The 19,132-nt window shown below is 72.2% G+C and carries 18 protein-coding genes; 9 read left to right on the top strand and 9 right to left on the bottom strand.

Going from position 1 to position 19,132, the window contains the following annotated elements; translation table 11 throughout:
- Nucleotides 1–32 precede the first annotated feature (32 nt).
- Both QWJ90_RS03345 and QWJ90_RS03340 read right to left on the bottom strand, forming a co-directional pair.
- Entirely contained in the window at nucleotides 33–1,802 is a 1,770-nt protein-coding gene (locus QWJ90_RS03345) for an acetyl/propionyl/methylcrotonyl-CoA carboxylase subunit alpha (RefSeq protein ID WP_290106174.1), read from the bottom strand.
- 78 nt (nucleotides 1,803–1,880) lie between these two features.
- On the bottom strand, nucleotides 1,881–2,534 hold the full coding sequence (locus tag QWJ90_RS03340; RefSeq protein ID WP_290106173.1) for a Maf family protein: 654 nt from the start codon (nucleotides 2,532–2,534) through the stop codon (nucleotides 1,881–1,883).
- A gap of 47 nt (nucleotides 2,535–2,581) precedes the next feature.
- On the opposite strand from QWJ90_RS03340, the gene QWJ90_RS03335 reads away from it, so the two are divergent.
- From QWJ90_RS03335 to QWJ90_RS03320, 4 genes are read left to right on the top strand one after another with little or no spacing between them, the layout of a single operon-like run.
- Nucleotides 2,582–3,826 (top strand): class I SAM-dependent RNA methyltransferase, encoded by a 1,245-nt coding sequence (locus QWJ90_RS03335; protein WP_290106172.1) that lies wholly within the window; start codon nucleotides 2,582–2,584, stop codon nucleotides 3,824–3,826.
- 30 nt (nucleotides 3,827–3,856) lie between these two features.
- A complete protein-coding gene (locus QWJ90_RS03330) occupies nucleotides 3,857–4,504 on the top strand; it encodes a response regulator transcription factor (protein WP_290106171.1) in 648 nt (215 codons plus the stop codon).
- Nucleotides 4,504–5,781, top strand: coding sequence for a sensor histidine kinase (locus QWJ90_RS03325; protein ID WP_290106170.1), 1,278 nt, complete (start codon nucleotides 4,504–4,506; stop codon nucleotides 5,779–5,781). Before QWJ90_RS03330 ends, QWJ90_RS03325 begins: the two co-directional genes overlap by 1 nt.
- Nucleotides 5,778–6,782 carry a hypothetical protein gene (locus QWJ90_RS03320; RefSeq protein ID WP_290106169.1) on the top strand — a complete coding sequence of 335 codons (1,005 nt, stop codon included), beginning with the start codon at nucleotides 5,778–5,780 and terminating at the stop codon, nucleotides 6,780–6,782. Before QWJ90_RS03325 ends, QWJ90_RS03320 begins: the two co-directional genes overlap by 4 nt.
- A gap of 582 nt (nucleotides 6,783–7,364) precedes the next feature.
- Here the strand turns inward: QWJ90_RS03320 and QWJ90_RS03315 are convergent.
- The 5 genes from QWJ90_RS03315 to QWJ90_RS03295 all read right to left on the bottom strand — a co-directional run bounded on the left by QWJ90_RS03315 (nucleotide 7,365) and on the right by QWJ90_RS03295 (nucleotide 11,820).
- Nucleotides 7,365–7,580, bottom strand: coding sequence for an acyl-CoA carboxylase subunit epsilon (locus QWJ90_RS03315; protein WP_290106168.1), 216 nt, complete (start codon nucleotides 7,578–7,580; stop codon nucleotides 7,365–7,367).
- Nucleotides 7,581–7,593: 13 nt separating this feature from the next.
- Nucleotides 7,594–9,165, bottom strand: a complete 1,572-nt coding sequence (locus tag QWJ90_RS03310; protein ID WP_290106167.1) for an acyl-CoA carboxylase subunit beta — start codon at nucleotides 9,163–9,165, stop codon at nucleotides 7,594–7,596.
- A 106-nt stretch (nucleotides 9,166–9,271) separates the two neighbouring features.
- Complete coding sequence (locus QWJ90_RS03305) at nucleotides 9,272–10,408, bottom strand: 5-(carboxyamino)imidazole ribonucleotide synthase (protein WP_290106166.1); 1,137 nt, start codon at nucleotides 10,406–10,408, stop codon at nucleotides 9,272–9,274.
- A 36-nt stretch (nucleotides 10,409–10,444) separates the two neighbouring features.
- Nucleotides 10,445–10,999 carry a PH domain-containing protein gene (locus QWJ90_RS03300; RefSeq protein ID WP_290106165.1) on the bottom strand — a complete coding sequence of 185 codons (555 nt, stop codon included), beginning with the start codon at nucleotides 10,997–10,999 and terminating at the stop codon, nucleotides 10,445–10,447.
- A 50-nt stretch (nucleotides 11,000–11,049) separates the two neighbouring features.
- Nucleotides 11,050–11,820: a biotin--[acetyl-CoA-carboxylase] ligase gene (locus QWJ90_RS03295; protein ID WP_290106360.1), complete on the bottom strand. Its 771-nt coding sequence runs from the start codon at nucleotides 11,818–11,820 to the stop codon at nucleotides 11,050–11,052.
- A 127-nt stretch (nucleotides 11,821–11,947) separates the two neighbouring features.
- On the opposite strand from QWJ90_RS03295, the gene purE reads away from it, so the two are divergent.
- The 5 genes from purE to QWJ90_RS03270 all read left to right on the top strand — a co-directional run bounded on the left by purE (nucleotide 11,948) and on the right by QWJ90_RS03270 (nucleotide 16,658).
- Nucleotides 11,948–12,415 carry a 5-(carboxyamino)imidazole ribonucleotide mutase gene (purE, locus tag QWJ90_RS03290; RefSeq protein WP_290106359.1) on the top strand — a complete coding sequence of 156 codons (468 nt, stop codon included), beginning with the start codon at nucleotides 11,948–11,950 and terminating at the stop codon, nucleotides 12,413–12,415.
- Entirely contained in the window at nucleotides 12,412–13,860 is a 1,449-nt protein-coding gene (locus QWJ90_RS03285; RefSeq protein ID WP_290106164.1) for an LCP family protein, read from the top strand. Before purE ends, QWJ90_RS03285 begins: the two co-directional genes overlap by 4 nt.
- On the top strand, nucleotides 13,857–14,927 hold the full coding sequence (locus QWJ90_RS03280; RefSeq protein ID WP_290106163.1) for a glycosyltransferase: 1,071 nt from the start codon (nucleotides 13,857–13,859) through the stop codon (nucleotides 14,925–14,927). Before QWJ90_RS03285 ends, QWJ90_RS03280 begins: the two co-directional genes overlap by 4 nt.
- 94 nt (nucleotides 14,928–15,021) lie before the next feature.
- Entirely contained in the window at nucleotides 15,022–15,897 is an 876-nt protein-coding gene (locus QWJ90_RS03275; RefSeq protein WP_290106162.1) for an ABC transporter permease, read from the top strand.
- Complete coding sequence (locus QWJ90_RS03270; protein ID WP_290106161.1) at nucleotides 15,897–16,658, top strand: ABC transporter ATP-binding protein; 762 nt, start codon at nucleotides 15,897–15,899, stop codon at nucleotides 16,656–16,658. The genes QWJ90_RS03275 and QWJ90_RS03270 overlap by 1 nt, the downstream gene beginning before the upstream one ends.
- A gap of 167 nt (nucleotides 16,659–16,825) precedes the next feature.
- On the opposite strand, the gene QWJ90_RS03265 is transcribed toward QWJ90_RS03270, so the two are convergent.
- On the bottom strand, nucleotides 16,826–17,734 hold the full coding sequence (locus tag QWJ90_RS03265) for a glycosyltransferase family 2 protein (RefSeq protein WP_290106160.1): 909 nt from the start codon (nucleotides 17,732–17,734) through the stop codon (nucleotides 16,826–16,828).
- Between the two features lies 1 nt (nucleotide 17,735).
- Complete coding sequence (locus tag QWJ90_RS03260; protein ID WP_290106159.1) at nucleotides 17,736–19,037, bottom strand: UDP-glucose dehydrogenase family protein; 1,302 nt, start codon at nucleotides 19,035–19,037, stop codon at nucleotides 17,736–17,738.
- Between the last annotated feature and the right edge of the window lie 95 nt (nucleotides 19,038–19,132).

The raw sequence follows: 19,132 nt of genomic DNA, 5'->3' as shown, positions 1-19,132 counted from the left end.
CACAAGTGGGACATGCTCGTCCAGGTCTGGCGTCAGGCGATGACGAGCAGCTGGTGACCGGCGCCGACCGTGGTGCCGGGGGCGGCGTCGATCGAGCCGATGGTGCCGTCCTTGTGGGCGTGCAGCGGCTGCTCCATCTTCATCGCCTCGAGGACGACGACGAGGTCGCCCTTGACGACCTGCTGGCCCTCCTCGACGGCGACCTTCACGACGGTGGCCTGCATCGGCGACGTCAGCGCGTCGCCCGAGGCGCCGGCGGTGGCGGCGCCGCCCGAGTGGCTGCGACGTGATGACGGCGCCGCGGCCGGACGGCCCGCGGCGGCCGCGGTCGTGACGACGCGGTCGGGCAGGCTCACCTCGAGGCGCTTGCCGTTCACCTCGACGACGACCGAGTGGCGGCCCTCCGCCGCGCGCGGCGACTCGAGCTCGCCATCCCAGGCAGGGATGTCGTTGATGAACTCGGTCTCGATCCAGCGCGTGTAGACGCCGAACTCGCCGCTCTCGGCCGTGAATGCGGGGTCGCGGACGGCCTTGCGGTGGAAGGGCAGCACGGTCGGCATGCCGGCGACCTCGAACTCGTCGAGCGCGCGGCGGGAGCGCTCGAGCGCCTCCTCGCGGGTGCGGCCGGTGACGATGATCTTCGCCAGCAGCGAGTCGAACGCGCCGGAGACCTCGTCGCCCGCGGTGACGCCGGAGTCGAGGCGGATGCCCGGGCCGCCGAACGTCTTGAAGACGTGGATGGGGCCGGGCTGGGGGAGGAAGCCGCGTCCCGGGTCCTCGCCGTTGATGCGGAACTCGAAGGAGTGGCCCTGCGGCGCAGGATCCTCGTAGTCGAGGGTGCCGCCGGCGGCGATGCGGAACTGCTCGCGCACGAGGTCGATGCCGGTGACCTCCTCGGAGACCGGGTGCTCCACCTGCAGACGCGTGTTCACCTCGAGGAACGAGATCGTGCCATCCGCCCCCACGAGGAACTCGCAGGTGCCGGCGCCCGTGTAGCCGACCTCGCGCAGAATGGCCTTGGATGCGGAGTAGAGGATGGCGTTCTGCTCGTCGGTGAGGAAGGGCGCGGGGGCCTCCTCGACGAGCTTCTGGTGCCGGCGCTGCAGCGAGCAGTCGCGCGTGGAGACCACGACGACGTTTCCGGCGGCGTCGGCCAGGCACTGGGTCTCGACGTGGCGCGGCTTGTCGAGGTACTTCTCCACGAAGCACTCGCCGCGGCCGAAGGCGGCGATCGCCTCGCGGGTCGCGGACTCGAACATCTCGGGGACCTCGTCGAGCGTGCGCGCGACCTTCAGCCCGCGCCCGCCGCCGCCGTACGCGGCCTTGATCGCGATGGGGAGGCCGGCCTGCTCGGCGAACGCGACGACCTCCTCGGCCGTCTCGACGGGGCCCGGGGTGCCGGGAGCGAGCGGCGCGCCCACCTTCTCCGCCACGTGGCGCGCGGTGACCTTGTCGCCCAGCGCCTCGATGGCCTCGGGCGAGGGGCCGATCCAGATGAGCCCGGCGGCCTGCACGGCGCGCGCGAACTCGGCGTTCTCGGCGAGGAAGCCGTAGCCCGGGTGCACGGCGTCGGCGCCGGAGCGACGGGCGACGGAGAGGATCTTGTCGATCTGCAGGTAGGTCTCGGCGCTCGTGGAGCCCTCGAGCGCATACGCCTCATCGGCGAGGCGCGCGTGCAGGGCGTCGCGATCCTGGTCGGCATAGACGGCGACGGAGGAGATCCCCGAGTCGCGCGCCGCGCGGACGATGCGGACGGCGATCTCGCCGCGGTTCGCGATGAGCACCTTGGCGATTTCAGACATGCGTCCCAGCGTAGTCACGCGGGAGTGCTCCCTTTTGCGTGACCCTCACAAAGTGCGCGCGGATTGCTGGGCGAATTCCTACGGGATGCGGTTCCACAGGTCGGTCCACTCGACACCCAGCTCGCGCGCGAGGCGGCGGATGGCCGACAGCGACATCCCGACGACCGTGGAGGGGTCGCCGTCCACGCGCTCGATGAACGGCGCGCCGAGGCTGTCGACGGTGAAGGCGCCCGCGACGAGGAGCGGCTCGCCGGTGGCGACGTAGGCCGCGACCTCGGCGTCGGTCACATCGGCGGCGAACGACACCGATGCCCGCGCGACCGCATGCGCCTCGGGATGTTCGCTCGCCCCCGCGCGCACCCGGATCACCGCGTGCCCGGAATGCAGCACGCCGGTGCGTCCGCGCATCGCCTGCCAGCGGGCGGTCGCGGCCTCCGGCGTGTACGGCTTGCCGAGGATCTCGCCGTCCAGCTCGAACATCGAGTCGCCGCCGATGACGATCCCGTCGAAGTCGGGGAGGACCTCGAGGACGCGGCCGGCGACATCCGCCGCCTTGCGCCGAGCCAGGACGAGGACGTGCTCGTCGGCGGGGAGGGTGCGCCCCTCGCCCCGCTCGATGTCGGCGATCACGGCCTCCTCGTCCACCTCGGGGGCGAGAGGGAGCGGCTCGATGCCGGCCTGGTTCAGGAGCGCCAAGCGCGCGGGCGACGTGGAGGCGAGACAGACCTGCATGCCCCCACGGTAGGCGATCGGCCAGCCGGCGATGCGACGATGTGGGGATGCAGAGCGGAGACGTCGTCGATCTCGAGGTCACGGACATCGCGCACGGGGGCGTCTTCGTCGCCCGGCACGAGGGGCGCGTGGTGTTCGTGCCGGATGCGATCCCCGGCGAGCGGGTGCGCGCCCGGGTGACCGAGGTGAAGAAGAGCTTCGCGCGCGCGGAGGCGCTCGAGGTGCTGGACGTCTCTTCCCATCGGCGCCCGCACATCTGGGCCGAAGCCGACATCGCCCGCGACCCCGCCCAGCGCGTCGGCGGGGCGGACCTCGGCCACATCGAGCTGGCGCACCAGCGCGCTCTCAAGGAGAAGGTGCTGCGCGACGCGTTCGCGCGGTTCGCGGGCGGCGAGGTCGAGGTGCCCGTCGCGGCGGCCGACGACGAGACGGCGGATGGCACGCGCTGGCGCACGCGCATCGGCCTCCATGTCGACGGGGAAGGGCGGATCGGGCCCTACGCCTCCCGCAGCCATCGTGTCATCGCGGTGGCCGGCCATCCGCTGGCGACCGCGGCGATCGAGAGCGCCGCGCTCGCGCTGCACCGCGAGAAGCCGGGCGGCGTGGATCTCGCGCAGTCGGCGGATGGCGCGGTGCACGTCGTGCGCCGACCGGACCGCCGGCGTGGAGCGAAGACGCTGGCGGTGACGCCGCAGGTCGTCACCGAGCGCGTGGGTGAGCGCGCGTTCCAGGTGGATGCCGGCGGTTTCTGGCAGGTGCACCGGAGCGCGGCCGGCGTGCTGCACGGCGCGGTGATGCGCGCGCTCGGGGCGAAGCTCGACGCCGACGCCCGGCACCTGGACCTGTACGGCGGCGTGGGACTCCTCGCCGACGCGATCGGCCAGGTCGCGGGGGAGGACGTGCGGCTCACGTCGGTCGAGTCGGCACCGCGCGCGACCGCGCATGCCCGCGCGAACCTCGAGCGCTACCCGCGCGCGGAGGCGGTCACCGGCCGCGTCGAGCGGTGGCTCAGCGCGCTCGCCGCCGACGCGGACGCCGCGGACCGCGACGCCCTGCGGCGCGGCGTCACCCTGCTCGACCCGCCGCGCGCGGGAGCGGGCGCACAGGTCGTCGACGCGATCGCGGAGATCGCGCCGTCGGCGGTCGTGTACGTGGCCTGCGATCCGGTCGCGCTCGCACGCGACGTCGGGCTCTTCCGCGCGCACGGCTACACGGCCGAGAGCGTGACGGGATTCGACCTCTTCCCCAACTCGCATCATGTGGAGGCGCTGGCGGTGCTGCGTCGGGCGTGAGACGACGCGCCCGGCGGCTAGGCTTCAGGCATGACACGCGTGGCCCTCATCGACGATCACGAGTCGGTTCGGCTCGGCCTCGAGGCGGCGCTGCGGCGCGACGGACATGACGTCGTCTACAGCGGCGTGTCCGTGTCCGCCCACCTCGCCTGGCGTCAGGAGACGGGCGCGGCTCCCGCCGACGTCGTGCTGCTCGACCTCACCCTCGGCGACGGCGCCACCATCACCGAGAACGTCGTGCGGCTGGCGGGGGAGTCCGCGGTGATCATCCACTCCGTCGCCGACCGCCCGGCCTCTGTGCGCGAGGCGCTCGCCGCGGGAGCCGCGGGCGTGGTGAGCAAGTCCTCGCCGCTCGAGGACGTGCTCGCAGCGGTGCGCACCACCGCGGGCGGCGAGCCGTTGAACAACGTGGAGTGGGCGAGCGCCGTGGCGAGCGATCGCGAGTTCGCCGATGCGCAGCTGGCGGCGCGCGAGCGTGAGGTGCTGCGCCTGTATGCCGCCGGTCTCCCGCTCAAGGCGGTCGCCGATCGGCTCGGCATCGCGTACTCCACGGCGAAGGAGAACATCACGCGCATCCGCGTGAAGTACACGGATGTCGGGCGCCCTGCGCCGACGAAGGTGGACCTCCTCCGCCGCGCCATCGAAGACGGCATCGTCGACGCCCCGGCGGAGAGCTGATGGCCGCCCCGCACGTTCCCACCGGCGAGGAGGCGATCGCCCAGGCGTGGAACCAGGTCCTGCCGCGCCGCGCGGCGGCCGTCGCGCTCGAGCGAGGGTTCACGACCGCGCGCATCGAGCGGGTGCTGCAGGTCGCGCTCGCGCTCGCCTCCACGCTCCTCGGCGCGCAGGCGGTGGGCGCCGCGCTCGCCTCCGATCTCGGTCCGCCCCTGCGCACGGTGCTCGTGGTGATGGTCTTCGCCTCGCTCGCCGCGATGATCGTGGCGTGCCTCGTCGGCCGCTGGGCGCGCAGCACGTCGGCGGTGTTCGCCTTCCTGCTGCCGCTCGCGCTGGCGGTGCTCGGCGCGCTCCCGGCACCCGGCTACGAACCCGACGGCGGGCCGTGGATCTTCTTCCTCCTCAGCGTCGCGCCGGCCGCCGCGGCGATCACCTTCCCCACGGTCTGGCAGATCCTGTGGGTCGTCGTCGTTCCCGTGCTGTACGCCTACATCCGGCTCTCCCGGGGCGCGTTCGCGCCGGAGTACTGGATCGCCGCGGTCTACGACCTGTCGCTGGCTCTCATCATCGGCGCCACGATCGTGGCGCTCGTGTGGATGTTCCGCAGCCTCGCGTCGGGGGTCGACGCGGCGCGGTCCGCCGCGATCGCGGAGTACTCGCGCGCGGCATCGGCCGACGCCGCGGAGCAGGAGCGGGTCGAGGTCGCCGCGCTCATGCACGACAGCGTTCTGGCGGCCCTCATCGCGGCGGGGCGCGCGCGTTCCGAGCGCGAGCACCAGCTGGCCGTGTCGATGGCGCGCGAGGCGCTCACGCGCCTGGCGAACGCCGAGTCCGACGAGCCGGAGGGCAGCGACGCTCCCGTCACGTCCTCGTGGATCCGCTCGGAGCTGCAGGCGCAGGCGCGCGCGCTCGGGCTCGATCTGGTCGTGGAGGAGACCGCGCCGCCGATGTCGGGCATCCCGGGCCGCGTCGCGCGCGCCCTCGTGCTCGCCGCGACCCAGGCCGTTGCGAACGCGATCCAGCACGCCGACGGGCGCGGGCTCGCGGTGCGGCTCTCCGCCCGCGGCGGCCGGGTGCAGATCGTCGTCGTCGACGCGGGCGCCGGTCTCGATCTCGCGGCGATTCCCGCCGACCGGCTCGGCATCCGCGCGTCGATCTTCGCGCGCGTGACGGCCGTCGGCGGGCGAGCGGAGATCGACTCGGATGGCGGCGGCACCGTCGTGACGATCGCGTGGCCATCCGAGGACGCACGCCAGAGCATGCAGGGGGTGACGCGGTGAAGGTCCGTCAGGTCCTGACGAGTCTCGCGGCCGCGCTGTCGGGCTACCTCGCCGCGCGCGGCATCTTCCCCACGCAGATGGTCGATCGCCCCGGCTTCCTGGTCGCCGGCGTCGCGGTCTACCTGCTGTCGACCCTGCTCGTTCTCGCCGTGCCGTCGGGGCGCCGCGACGGCGCCCCCGCTCGGCTGCCGAGATGGACCTCGGCCTGGGCCGTGCTCGTCTCGGCCGCGCTGCCCTGCATCGTCAGCGCGAGCTCCGAGCGGGACGACTGGACCGCTCCGCACGTGACGTGGTACATCGGCGCGGTCGGAGCGCTCATGACGATCGTCATGGTCAGACGCCGCCCGGTCTGGGCATGGGGCGGCATCGTGGCGATGAGCGCGGCGAGCTCGGCGCTCATCGGCCTGGGCTCCGCGCTGTCCTTCGGCCTGGTCGGCTCCGTGCTCTGGGTCGCCGTCGCGCAGCTCATGCAGCTCTCGACGGACCGCGCGTACGCCGACACGGTCAAGCTCGCGAGCCTGCAGCAGGCGTCAGCGGCGTGGCAGTCCGCGCAGATGATGCGCCGGCGGGAGCGCCGCGAGCGCGTGCAGTACGCGCTCGAGGTGGCGGGCCCCGTCCTCACGCAGGTCATCGCCTCGGGCGGCGCGCTCGCCGACGAGGAGCGGAACGAGGCGTGGATCGCCGAGGGAACGCTGCGCGACGAGCTGCGGGCGCCGAAGCTCATGGACGACGAGGTGCGCGCGGCGATCGCGGGCCTCCGGCGGCGTGGCGCCACCGTCACCGTGCTCGACGAGGGCGGCGTGGACGACCTCGACGAGGCGCAACTCGCCACCGTCCGGGCCGAGCTCGCGGCGACCCTCGCCGCGACCGACGCGCCGCGCCTCATCATCCGGGCGGCGCCCCATCCGGAGATCGCGGTGACGGTCGTGGGGCGCGCGGGAGTCGAGCTCTCCGACGAGGACGCCGTCGCGCTCTGGCACGAGATCCCTCGCCCGAGCTGAGCCGTCAGCGCTCCACCCGGCGGGGCGTCCGAGCGCTGCGGGGGAACGGAAAGGGCCGGGGGTGATCATTCACCCCCGGCCGGTGCGGACGGTTACCCGAAAACCGTCCGCGGGAGGGCCGACAGCCCATCCGCCTACCCTGGAGCAGATGGGGCGGCCAACGCAAAGCGTTTCCGTATTCAGTATGGAAAACCCGCAAGCGGATGTCTGTAGGTATTTCGGGGGACATCCGCCCGCCACCGAGTGGATGGCCTGGCGTGCCGGTGGTGCGGAACTCGCGGAATGGGGGCTGGGAAGGCGAGTTCGGCACCATCGAGTGGATGGCCTCGCGTGCCGGTGGTGCGGAACTCACGGAATGGGGGCTGGGAAGGCGAGTTCGGCACCATCGAGTGGATGGCCTCGCGTGCCGGTGGTGCGGAACTCACGGAATGGGGGCTGGGAAGGCGAGTTCGGCACCATCGAGTGGATGGCCTGGCGTGCCGGTGGTGCGGAACTCGCGGAATGGGGGCTGGGAAGGCGAGTTCGGCACCATCGAGTGGATGGCCTGGCGTGCCGGTGGTGCGGAACTCGCGGAATGGGGGCTCAGCCCCGGAAGCGGCCCCACGCGCCCCGGGCGAGGGGGCGGCGCAGGCGTCGGGCGTGCGTCCACGCGTCGGCGGCTGGCGCGTCCTCGACGACCGCGGTGGCGGCCTCCGTGGCGTACGCCTCCGAGACGACGGCGATGAGCGCCGCGAGCTCCTCGTCGGTGGGGGTGCCGCGCACGACGTCGATGCGGGGGATGTCGTTCTGCTGCGACATGGATCGGCTCCCGCTAGAGCGGGATGTTCCCGTGCTTCTTCGGCGGCAGCTCGGCGCGCTTGCCGCGAAGCGACCGCAGCGCCTTCGCGATCGACACGCGCGTGGCGGCCGGCTCGATGATGCCGTCGAGCTCGCCGCGCTCGGCGGCGAGGAACGGGCTCGCCACGTTGTACGTGTACTCGTTCGCGAGGCGCGTGCGCACTGCTGCGACGTCCTCACCGGCCTCCTCCGCCTTCCGCAGCTCGCCGCGGTAGAGGATGTTCACCGCGCCCTGGCCGCCCATCACCGCGATCTCGGCCGTCGGCCACGCGAGGTTGATGTCGGCGCCGAGCTGCTTCGAGCCCATGACGATGTACGCGCCGCCGTAGGCCTTCCGCAGGATGACGGTGACGAGCGGAACCGTCGCCTCCGCATACGCGTAGAGGAGCTTCGCACCGCGGCGGATGACGCCCGTCCACTCCTGGTCGGTGCCGGGCAGGTAGCCGGGCACGTCGACGAGGGTGACGATCGGGATGGAGAACGCGTCGCAGAACCGCACGAAGCGGGAGGCCTTCTCGCCCGCCTCGATGTTCAGCGTGCCCGCCATCTGCGAGGGCTGATTGGCGATGATCCCCACCGTGCGTCCCTCGACCCGGCCGAAGCCGATGACGATGTTGGGAGCGAACAGCGGCTGCACCTCGAGGAACTCGCCGTCGTCGACGGTGCGTGCGATGACCTCGTGGATGTCGTACGGCTGGTTCGGCGAGTCCGGCACCAGCGTGTTGAGCTGACGGTCGGTGTCGGTGGTCTCGAACTCGAACGCCGACTCGTAGGTCGGGGCGTCGGCCATGTTGTTGTCGGGGAGGAACCCCAGGAGCGTGCGCGCGTAGTCGAGCGCGTCGTCCTCGTCCTCCGCCAGGTAATGCGCGACGCCGGAGCGCGTGTTGTGGGTGTGCGCTCCGCCGAGCTCCTCCATGCCGACGTCCTCGCCGGTCACCGTCTTGATGACGTCGGGGCCGGTGACGAACATCTGGCTGGTCTTGTCGACCATGATGACGAAGTCGGTGAGGGCGGGCGAGTAGACGGCGCCGCCAGCCGCGGGGCCCATGATGATCGAGATCTGCGGGATGACGCCGGAGGCCGCGGTGTTGAGGCGGAAGATCTCGCCGTACTTCCCGAGCGCGACCACGCCCTCCTGGATGCGCGCGCCGCCGGAGTCGAGGATGCCGATGATGGGCATGCCGCCGCGGAGGGCGAACTCCATGATCTTGATGATCTTGTCGCCGGCGACCTCGCCGAGCGATCCGCCGAAGGTGGAGAAGTCCTGCGCGTACACCGCGACCGTGCGGCCGTGGATGGTGCCCACGCCCGTCACGACCGAGTCGCCGTAGGGGCGGGAGCGATCCATGCCGAAGGCGGTGGTGCGGTGCCGCACGTACTCGTCGAACTCGACGAACGAGCCGTGGTCGACGAGCAGCTCGATGCGCTCGCGCGCGGTCAGCTTGTTCTTGGCGTGCTGCTTCTCCTGGGCCTTGACCTCCGCCTGCACGACGGCCTCGTCGTAGCGGGCGCGCAGGTCGGCGATCTTGCCCTGGGTCGTGGACATGTCCGGTTCCGTCACGCGTTCCACCCTATCCGTGGGCGCGGCGAAGCAGTTGGAGGGCGCACACAATGACAGCGGCGATGCTGTGTGGGCTTCCTCCGGCGAGAACTCAGTCCGCGGCCGACGTGTCGAAGAACGCAGCGGCCGCCCTGGCCTCGTAGACCGCGTCGTCGAGCTCGTCGGAGGTGACGTTCACGTGGCCGACCTTGCGCCCGCGGCGCGGCTCCTTGCCGTAGGTATGGATCTTCGCGAGCGGGTGAGCGGCCATCGCGGCGGCGAAGCGATCGGTGAGCTGCTCGCCCTGTGGCCCACCCAGGATGTTCACCATCACGACGGCGCCGGCCGTGACGTCGACTGCGCCGAGGGGCAGGTCGAGCACCGCGCGCAGGTGCTGCTCGAACTGGCTCGTGACCGCGCCGTCCTGGCTCCAGTGACCGCTGTTGTGCGGACGCATGGCGAGCTCGTTCACGAGGATGCGGTCATCCGACGTCTCGAACAGCTCCACGGCCAGCATCCCGGTGACGCCGAGTCCGTCCGCGATCGAGGCACCCAGGCGCGCGGCGACCTCGAGAAGCTTCTCGCTGGCGTCCGGCGCGGGGGCGAGGACCTCCGCGCACACCCCGCCGCGCTGCACGGTCTCCACCACGGGGTAGGCGACCATCTCGCCGCTCGGCCTGCGCGCGATCTGCTGTGCGAGCTCGCGACGGAAGTCGACGAGCTCCTCGACGAGCAGCGCCTCGCCGTCGAAGTCGGCGAACCAGTCGGCGACCTCGGCGGGGTCGGACACCACCTTCACGCCCTTGCCGTCATAGCCGCCGCGGGGGGTCTTCACGACGGCGCGCCCGCCGTGGTCGTCGAGGAACGCCTGCAGCTCCTCCGTCCGGGCGACGGCGGCCCAATCGGGCTGGGGTGCGCCGAGCTCGGCCAGTCGGCGGCGCATCACGAGCTTGTCCTGCGCGAAGCGCAGCGCGTCGGGGCCGGGGTGCACGGCGACGCCCTCGTCGACGAGCGCCCGCAGCACGTCCTGCGGCACGTGCTCGTGGTCGAACGTGATGACGTCGACATCCTGCGCGAACGCGCGCACCGTCTCGATGTCCCGGTAGTCGCCGACCGCGGCCTGCGCGAGCGCGGCCGACATGCCGTCCGCCTCGGCCAGCACTCGGATCTCGATCCCCAGCTCGACCGCCGGAGCGATCATCATCCGAGCCAGCTGGCCGCCGCCGATCACACCCACACGCATCGTCATGCGTCCATCTTGGCGCATCGCGGCGCCGGGGTCCGTTCAGGCAGGGGGCAGCTGATGGCCGAACGAGAAGCCCTGCGAATCGCGGTGCGCCTGGATCTGGCTCATCTCCACCTGGTCGGCGAGCACCTCGTGCACCAGCCCCGCATCGGGCACGTCGTGCAGCACGAGCGGCGGTGACGCGCCGTCGGAGAGCGTGATCGTGCCTGCGCCCCACAGCCGCTGCAGCGGGCCGCGGCGGAGCCGGATGCCGTAGCCGCCGGCGTGGAAGAGGTCGCGCTTGCTGCGGGAGAGGAAGCCGTCCTTCACGCTCACGCGCCGCGTGGTGACGGTGTAGGTGCGGGTGAGCCAGCGCACGAGCGGCAGGACCACGCCCACGAGGATGACGCCGCCCGCCGCGCACAGGAGCATCCAGTTCTCCCACGGCAGCGCGAGGTTGTCGTAGAAGTACGCGACAGCGCCCGCGGTCGCCACGAGGAGGAGCGCCGACCAGACCAGCCGCCGCGCGTGCCCGTGCATGCGCGCGATGATCAGCTCCGGCGCGGGCGCGGCCGGGGGAGTGGCGGGGCGTCCTGCGAGTCCAGGCGTGCTCATGCCCCCATTGTCCGCGACCCCGCCGACGCCCGCGCATGCCGCGCCGGGGGTCAGCGCACGTGCACGACGTCGCCCGCCGAGACGGCGACGCGCGCGCCGGTCGATTCGACGACGAGGCGCCCGTCGGGGGCGATGGCGGCAGCACGTCCGCGCAGGGTGCTGCCGTCGGGCAGCGCGACCGACACGTCGCGATCGAGTGTGAGGCACGCGGCGGTCGCCGCGGCGTGCGCGCCCGACGCGACGGCGTCCCCGCCCGCGCTGGCGAGGCCATCCAGCAGCGCGTCGAGGCCGGTCAGGTAGTCGGCGACCAGCGCGTCCTCGTCGCAGACGAGGCCCAGCGCGGGGAACGACGTCGCGGTCTCGACCGGCAGGTCGGCGGGGTCGAGCCGGGTGTTCACGCCGGTGCCCACGATCACGGCGTCGGGGTCTGCGGTGCCCTCCGCGAGCACGCCGCAGATCTTCCGCAGGTCGGGCCCGACGAGCACGTCGTTCGGCCACTTCAGCCCCACCCGCTCTGCGGAGATCTGCGCGGCGATGGCGTCGCGCATCGCGACGCCGGCGGCCAGCGGGATCCAGCCCCGCGCGGCGAGGGGGAGGCGGGGCACCCGCACCACGACGGACAGCGCGAGCGCGTCCCCGGGCGGCGCCACCCAGCGGCGATCAAGGCGTCCGCGGCCCGCGCGCTGGTCGTGCGTCAGCAGCGCGCCGAGATGCGGCCACTCCTCGCCGCGTGCGATCGCCGCGGCGAGATCGGCGTTCGTCGACCCCGTCTGCGCGACCTCGGCCATCCGCCCCGCCACCCGGCGCGCTCGCTCCCACATCACGCAACGACCCTAGTGCGGGCGACGGCGCGGGCGACCCTGCGGCGTCCTCTGGGCGAAATCCAGGCTCTCCCCCTACCCTTGTCTGGTGCTGAACACGTCCGAAGCGCCCCTCGTCGGCGTCGTCATGGGCTCCGACTCCGATTGGCGCGTCATGGTCGACGCCTCGAACGCGCTGTCGGAGTTCGGCATCGCGCATGAGGTGGAGGTCGTCTCCGCCCACCGCACGGTCGACAAGCTCGTCCGCTACGGGCGCGAGGCGCGCGGTCGCGGGCTGAAGGCGATCATCGCCGGTGCGGGCGGCGCGGCGCACCTCCCGGGCATGCTCGCCTCCCTCACCGCGCTGCCGGTCATCGGCGTCCCGGTGCAGCTGAAGACCCTCGAGGGCCTCGACTCGCTGCTGTCCATCGTGCAGATGCCCGCCGGCATTCCCGTCGCCACGGTCTCCATCAACGGCGCCAAGAACGCCGGCCTCCTCGCCGCCCGCATCCTCGGCGCATCCGACCCCGCCCTGGCGGACGCCGTCGAGCAGTACGCGCGCGACCTGGAACGCCAGGTCGAGGAGAAGAACACCCGGCTGAAGGACTCTCTGTGACCGTTGCCGCAGCGGCGCCCCCTCGCGCACGGATCTCGAAGCCGAGCGCCGTCGCCCTCGCGCGCCCGATGCGGCACCCCGACCCGGCGAACGCCGCCCTCATGACGCGGCGCGGCTGGTGGCTCGTCCTCCTCGGATGGGTCATCCCCGGCTCCGCGCAGGTCCTCGCCGGCAGCCGGCGGCTGGGACGATTCGGCCTGGGTGCGACGCTGACGTCGTGGGTGGTCGCCGTCGTGGCGGCGCTCGCGTTCCTGCTGTGGCGGGATGGCGCCCTCACGGTGCTGCTGAACACCTACGTCCTCATCGGCCTCGCTGTGCTCTCGGTCGGCTACGGCGTGCTGTGGCTGGTCCTCGCGATCGACACGCTGCGGCTCGTGCGGCTCGTCCGCACCAAGAGCCCCGCGCGCTTCGGCATCGCCCTGCTCAGCATCGCGCTCATGGTGCTCACCGGCGGATCCGTCGCCTACGCCGCGCCGCGGCTCATCGCGGCCTCCAGCGCCTTCGGGTCGATCTTCGCCGCCAGCGCGCCGGTCGTGCCGCCGAGCGACGGGTACTACAACATCCTGCTGCTGGGCGCCGACTCCGGCGACGGCCGCGACTCCATGCGCTTCGACAGCATCTCGGTGGTCTCCATCGAGGCGACGACCGGCGCCGTGACGATCACCGGCATCCCGCGCGAGCTCGGCGGAGCGCCGTTCAGCGAGGGCAGCCCGATGGCGGCGCTGTACCCGACCGGGTTCGAGGGGCACGCCGACGCGGAGTGCGGCTGGGACGACTGGATGAACCACATCCGGCAGGCCGCGCAGGTCTGCCGCGACGACCAGGGCGCCGCGCTGTACCCCGATGCCGCGAAGCACGGATCCGAGCCGGGCGTGGAGGCGACGAAGGACGCCGCCGAGGGCGTCACGGGGCTCGAGATCCCGTACTACGCCTTCATCGACATGAACGGCTTCGCCGCCCTCGTCGACGCGCTCGGCGGCGTCGACATCGAGGTGGCCCAGCGCCTGCCCGAGGGCGGCGGTCCCGCGTACGAGGGGCAGCCCGCCGAGGACTGGGCGACCGGATGGATCGAGCCGGGTGCCCAGCACATGGACGGCAACACCGCCCAGTGGTACGCGCGGTCGCGCTACACGACGAGCGACTGGGACCGCATGCAGCGCCAGCGCCAGCTGCAGGAGGCCATCCTCGCGCAGTTCACGCCGGAGAACGTCGTGATGCGCTTCCAGGACGTGGCGCGCGCCGGCACCGCGATCGTCGAGACCGACATCCCGCAGTCGCTGCTGCCGACCTTCCTGGATCTGGCCGTCCAGGCGAAGAGCCAGCCCATGACATCCGTCGAGCTCACCCCCGAGGGGCCCCTGGCGGTGGATCAGGAGGACCCCGACTTCGACGCGATCCACGCGTACCTGCAGGAGGTGCTCCACCCGGGCTCGAGCGCCGGATGACCGTGCGCCTGCGGGTCGTCCTGGATCAGCTCGTGGCGCCCGCCGATCCCGACCTCGCCGCCGCCTCGCGGGATCTGGCGCGTCTGCTGGTCGAGGCCGCCCCCGCCGGGTGCGTGGTCGACGCGATCGCGCCCGCCGGTGCGCCGCTGGACGTGCCGGGGCTCGCCGCGGAGAAGCGACTGACGCGCGGACGGCGCGAGCTCGCCGCGGCATGGCGGATGGGGATGGCACCGGAGGACGGCCTCATTCACTCTCCGACGCTGCTCGCGCCGCTTGTGCGCCACGAGCGCCCCGCGGCCCAGACGGCGGTCACGGTCTGGGATCTGCGCGCCTGGGAGGCGCCTGAGGAGCTGGCGCGCGGAGCGGCAGCCCTCGAGCAGGCGCTGCTGCGCCGGGCGCAGAGGCACGCGGACGCCGTCGTCGTGCCCACGCACGCCGTGGCCGAGCGCCTCGACGCCATCGCCGCCCTGCGCGGCCGCATCCGCGTCATCGCCGGTGCGCCGCCGGAGGGGTTCGCGCTGCCGACCGACGCCGAGGCGCGTCGGCGGGACCTCGGGCTGCCGCCCGCGTTCGTGGCCGCGGCCGGCACGGCGGCGCCCTCGGATGGCCTCGCGCGCGTGTTCGCGGCCGCGCGCGCCGCCGGATCGGATGTCGTGGTGCTGGATGTGCCGGAGCGGCACTTCGCGTCGGTCCACGCGATCGCGGAGGAGGCCGGACTCGGGGCGGAGCGCGTCCATCCGCACAGCTTCCTGGACCGCGGCGACCGCGCGGCGGTCCTGGGAGCGGCGGGGGCGTTCCTCGCCGGATCGACGCGGGCGGTGTGGCCGTGGCGCGTCGTCGAGGCCATGACGCTCGGCACGCCCGTCATCGCGATCGACGCCGACGGCCACCGCGAGGTGGTGCTCGACGGCGGCGCCGTGGTGCCCGCCGATGAGATGGCCGACGCGCTCGTCGCGGTGCTCGCGGGAGACCCGACCTCGCTCGGGCTGCGGGCGCGCGACCGCTCGCGGGCGTTCTCCTGGCACGGCGCGGCCGAGAAGGTGTGGCAGCTGCACGCCGAGCTGTGACTTCCGCTTCGGGGCTGGCCTCCAGGTTGCCCGGGGGTGCGGCGATAGGATCGCGTGTGGCTTTTTCCCGATTGACGAGGCAGGGCGCGCAGCAGTGACGACGATCGATCTCTCGGAGTACGACGTCCCCGGACGGGGCCGCGGGCTCGCCGACGTCTTCCGCTGGCGCTATCTCCTGCGCCTCCTCGTGCGCAAGGGCACGGCGACCCGCTACCGCAACTCGGTGCTCGGCTGGACCTGGTCGTATGTCAAGCCCGGCATCCAGTTCCTCATGTACTTCCTCGTCGTGGGATACATCTTCGACGGCAACCGCGGCATCACGAACTTCCCGATCTACCTGTTCGCCGGGCTGGTCGCGGTGAACTTCTTCAACGAGGCCTTCGGTAACTCCACGACCGCGATCGTCGACAACCGCGCGCTGGTGAAGAAGATCTACCTGCCGCGGGAGCTCTTCCCGATCTCCGCCGTCACGGTCGCGTTCATCCACTTCCTGCCGCAGCTGGCCATCCTGCTCGTCGTCGCCCTGCTCTACGGATGGCTTCCCACGTTCGCGGGGATCGGCGCGATGCTCCTGGGGATGGCCCTGGTCGCCGCTCTCGCGCTGGGGCTCGGCCTCTTCTTCGCCGGGATCAACGTGCGCTACCGCGACGCGCAGAACTTCGTCGAGATCATCCGCATGGTCTCGACGTGGGCCTCGCCGGTGCTGTACGCCTGGACGCTCGTCGCCGAGAAGGCCAGCGGCTGGGTCCTGCACCTCTACATGTCGAACCCCGTCACGATCGCCGTGGAGCTGTTCCACTGGACCTTCTGGGAGCCCACCGTCGGCTCCGCCGCCGAGAAGCAGCCCCACGGCTTCCCGCCGCACTTCACCGTGTACCTCGGCGTGGCTGTCGTGATCTGCGTCGTCATCCTCATGATCGGACAGCTCACGTTCCGCCGCTTCGAGCGCACCTTCGCCCAGGACCTGTGATGTCGAACACTCTCACCGTCACGTCGGCCACGAAGCCGGCCATCGTCATCGACCACGTGTCGAAGATGTTCCTCAAGCGGAATACGCACTCCTTCAAGGAGGCGTTCATCGGCTGGATCAAGCGCAAGAAGGTCCGCAGCGATGTCTTCACCGCGCTCGACGACGTCAGCTTCCAGATCGGCGAGGGCGAGTCCGTCGCCGTGCTCGGGTTCAACGGGTCGGGCAAGTCCACGACGCTGAAGCTCGTCTCCGGCGTCCTCGAGCCCGACGAGGGGCGCGTCTTCACCCGCGGCCGCGTCGCGGGCCTCATCGAAGTCGGCGCGGGGTTCCACCCCGACCTGTCGGGGCGCGAGAACGTGTACCTGAACGCGGCCATCCTCGGCATGAAGCAGGAGGAGATCGAGGCGCGCTTCGACGACATCGTCGCGTTCAGCGAGATCGGCGACTTCATCGACACCGAGGTGAAGCACTACTCCTCGGGCATGTTCATGCGCCTCGCGTTCGCGGTGGCGATCCACGTCGACCTCGACGTGCTGCTCGTCGACGAGGTGCTGTCGGTGGGCGACGCCCCGTTCCGGCAGAAGTGCTACGCGAAGATCGAGGAGCTCACCGCCAAGGGCGTCACGATGCTCGTCGTCAGCCACGACATGGGCACCGTCAGGCGCCTGTGCTCGCGCGGCATCTTCATCCACGAGCACAAGGTGCTCTTCGACGGCCCCATCGAGGAAGCCGTCGAGCTCGTGCGCACCACCCCGCACTGAGCTCGGTCGCGCGGGCGCTCGCGGGCGCTCGCGGGCGCTCCGAGACCGCGCGGGCGCTCCGAGGGGCCAGCGTCCGCTCCGACACCGCGTGCGGCGCATGCCGTGTCGGAGCGATGGCGCTGTCTCGGCACGTGGATGCACGGCGCGAGCGCTCGCGCGGGCCGGATTCAGCGGGCGAGGCGGCGGCGCAGCTTGTCGTAGCCGCGGGCGACCACGTTGAAGCGGCCCACCTCGCGGCGCACCTCGTCGCGGATGCCGTTCTCGACGTCGACGAAGCGGCGGTCGATGAACTTCGTGAGATAGAGCACGAGGCCGAGGCCGTTCTCGTCGACGTACTCGCGCAGCGCGCGGTCGCGGATGAGGGCGTCGTGCTTCTCGTGCTCGCCGCGCGAGGAGATCACGCTGTTGCCGGCGCTGCCGTCGGCCCCGGTCCGCTGGTGCCAGTAGGCGTACGGATCGTCGGAGAGGTACTCGAGGGCGCCTCGCGCGAGCACGCGGAGGTTGAACTCCCAGTCGCCCACCACCGGCAGCCGGTCGTCGTACAGCCCCAGCTCCTCGTGGAGCGCGCGGCGGTAGACGAACCCGATCGGCACGTAGCGGTTGAACAGCAGCGTGTCCGCGAGCGTGGGGGCGGGCAGGTGCGGCTGGAAGACCTCCCGCCGGACGGGCACGAGCCGGTCGTCCTCGAGGGTCTCCCACACGATCTCGATGCGGGAGACGACGCCACCGCGATCCGGGTTCTCGTCGAGGTACGTCGCCGCGCGCTCGAGGAACTCGGGGTGCCACGTGTCGTCGTCGTCGTGCAGCACGAGCAGAGGCGCCGACGTCCCGAGGACTCCCGCGTTCGCGCTGACCCACCGTCCGCGCGACGTCTCGGAGTGGATCGCGCGCACGCGCGCGCGATCCGCCTCCGGCAGCGCGGCGATCAGCGCGTCGACGGGGGCGGGATCGCCCCCGTCGTTGACGATCACCGCCTCCCAGTCGTCGAGCGTCTGCGCCGTGATGCTCCGCACCGCACGGCCGAGCAGGTCGGCCCGGTCCTTCGTGCGGACGACGATCGCGACGCGCGGGGTCATGTCAGCGGCCCATGCCGTGGTAGGTCCAGCCGGCGTCGCGCCAGTGGTCGGGGGAGAGGATGTTGCGGCCGTCGATGATGACGGGGCGGGCGACCTTCTGCGCGGTCTCGGCGGCGTCGAGGGCGCGGAACGCCTTCCACTCGGTGGCGATGACGACGGTCTCGGCGCCGGTGAGGGCGTCGTCGAGGGAGTCCGCGTACGCGAGCTGCGGGTGAGCGCGGCGGGCGTTGGCGATGGCCTCGGGGTCGTAGGCGATGACGTCGGCTCCGAGGCCCTTGAGGCGCACGGCGACGTCGAGGGCGGGGGAGTCGCGGGTGTCGTCGCTGTCGGGCTTGAACGCCAGGCCGAGCACGGCGACGCGGTGGCCGTTGACGTGGTCGTCGAAGCTGTGGGTGACGAGGTCGACCACCCGCTGGCGGCGGCGGAGGTTGATCTCGTCGACCTGCTTCAGGAACGCCACGGACTCGCCCTTGCCGAGCTCCTCGGCGCGGGCGGCGAAGGCGCGGATGTCCTTGGGGAGGCACCCGCCGCCGAAGCCGACGCCGGCGTTGAGGAAGCGGCGCCCGATGCGGTTGTCGTGCCCGATCGCGTCGGCGAGCTGGGTGACGTCGGCGCCGGTGGCCTCGGCGATCTCGGCCATGGCGTTGATGAAGCTGATCTTCGTGGCCAGGAAGCTGTTCGCGGCGACCTTCACCAGCTCGGCGGTCGCGTACCCGGTCACCAGGCGCGGGGTGCCGGCGGCGAGCGCGGTGGCGTACACCTCGTCGAGGGTGGCCGTGTCGGTCTCGCCGGTGGTGTCGGAGACGCCGTACACGAGCCGGTCGGGCTCGACGGTGTCCTTGACCGCGAAGCCCTCGCGGAGGAACTCGGGGTTCCACGCCAGGTGCGCGCCGGTGGGCGCGACGAGCTCGGACAGGCGCTGGGCCGTGCCGACGGGGACGGTGGACTTGCCAGCGACGAGGTCGCCCTCGCCCAGGTGGGGCAGCAGCGCCTCGACGGAGGAGTTGACGTAGGTCATGTCCGCGCCGGTGCCGTCCTTGCGCTGCGGGGTGCCCACGGCGATGAAGTGCACCTTCGCGCCGGCGGCGGCGGACATGTCGGTCGTGAACGACAGGCGGCCCGATGCCAGGCCCGCCTGGAGGATCTCGCCCAGACCGGGCTCGAAGAACGGCGTCTCACCTGCGGCGAGCTTGTCGATCTTCGCCGCGTCGACATCCACACCGACGACCTCGTGCCCGAGCGACGCCATCGCGGCCGCGTGCACCGCACCCAGATAACCGCAACCGATCACACTCAACTTCATGACGCCTGAAACCCCTCTGGCCGACTCCAACCGCGCGAGAGCCGGCGGCTCATCCGTGCGGTGCAACCCGTCAATCCTTTCATGACCGCGCGGGA

The sequence above is a fragment of the Microbacterium oryzae genome (assembly GCF_030406385.1).
Taxonomy (GTDB): domain Bacteria; phylum Actinomycetota; class Actinomycetes; order Actinomycetales; family Microbacteriaceae; genus Microbacterium; species Microbacterium oryzae_A.
The sequence above is the reverse complement of the archived record's forward strand: the minus strand, read 5'-3'. Positions and strand labels throughout refer to the sequence as shown.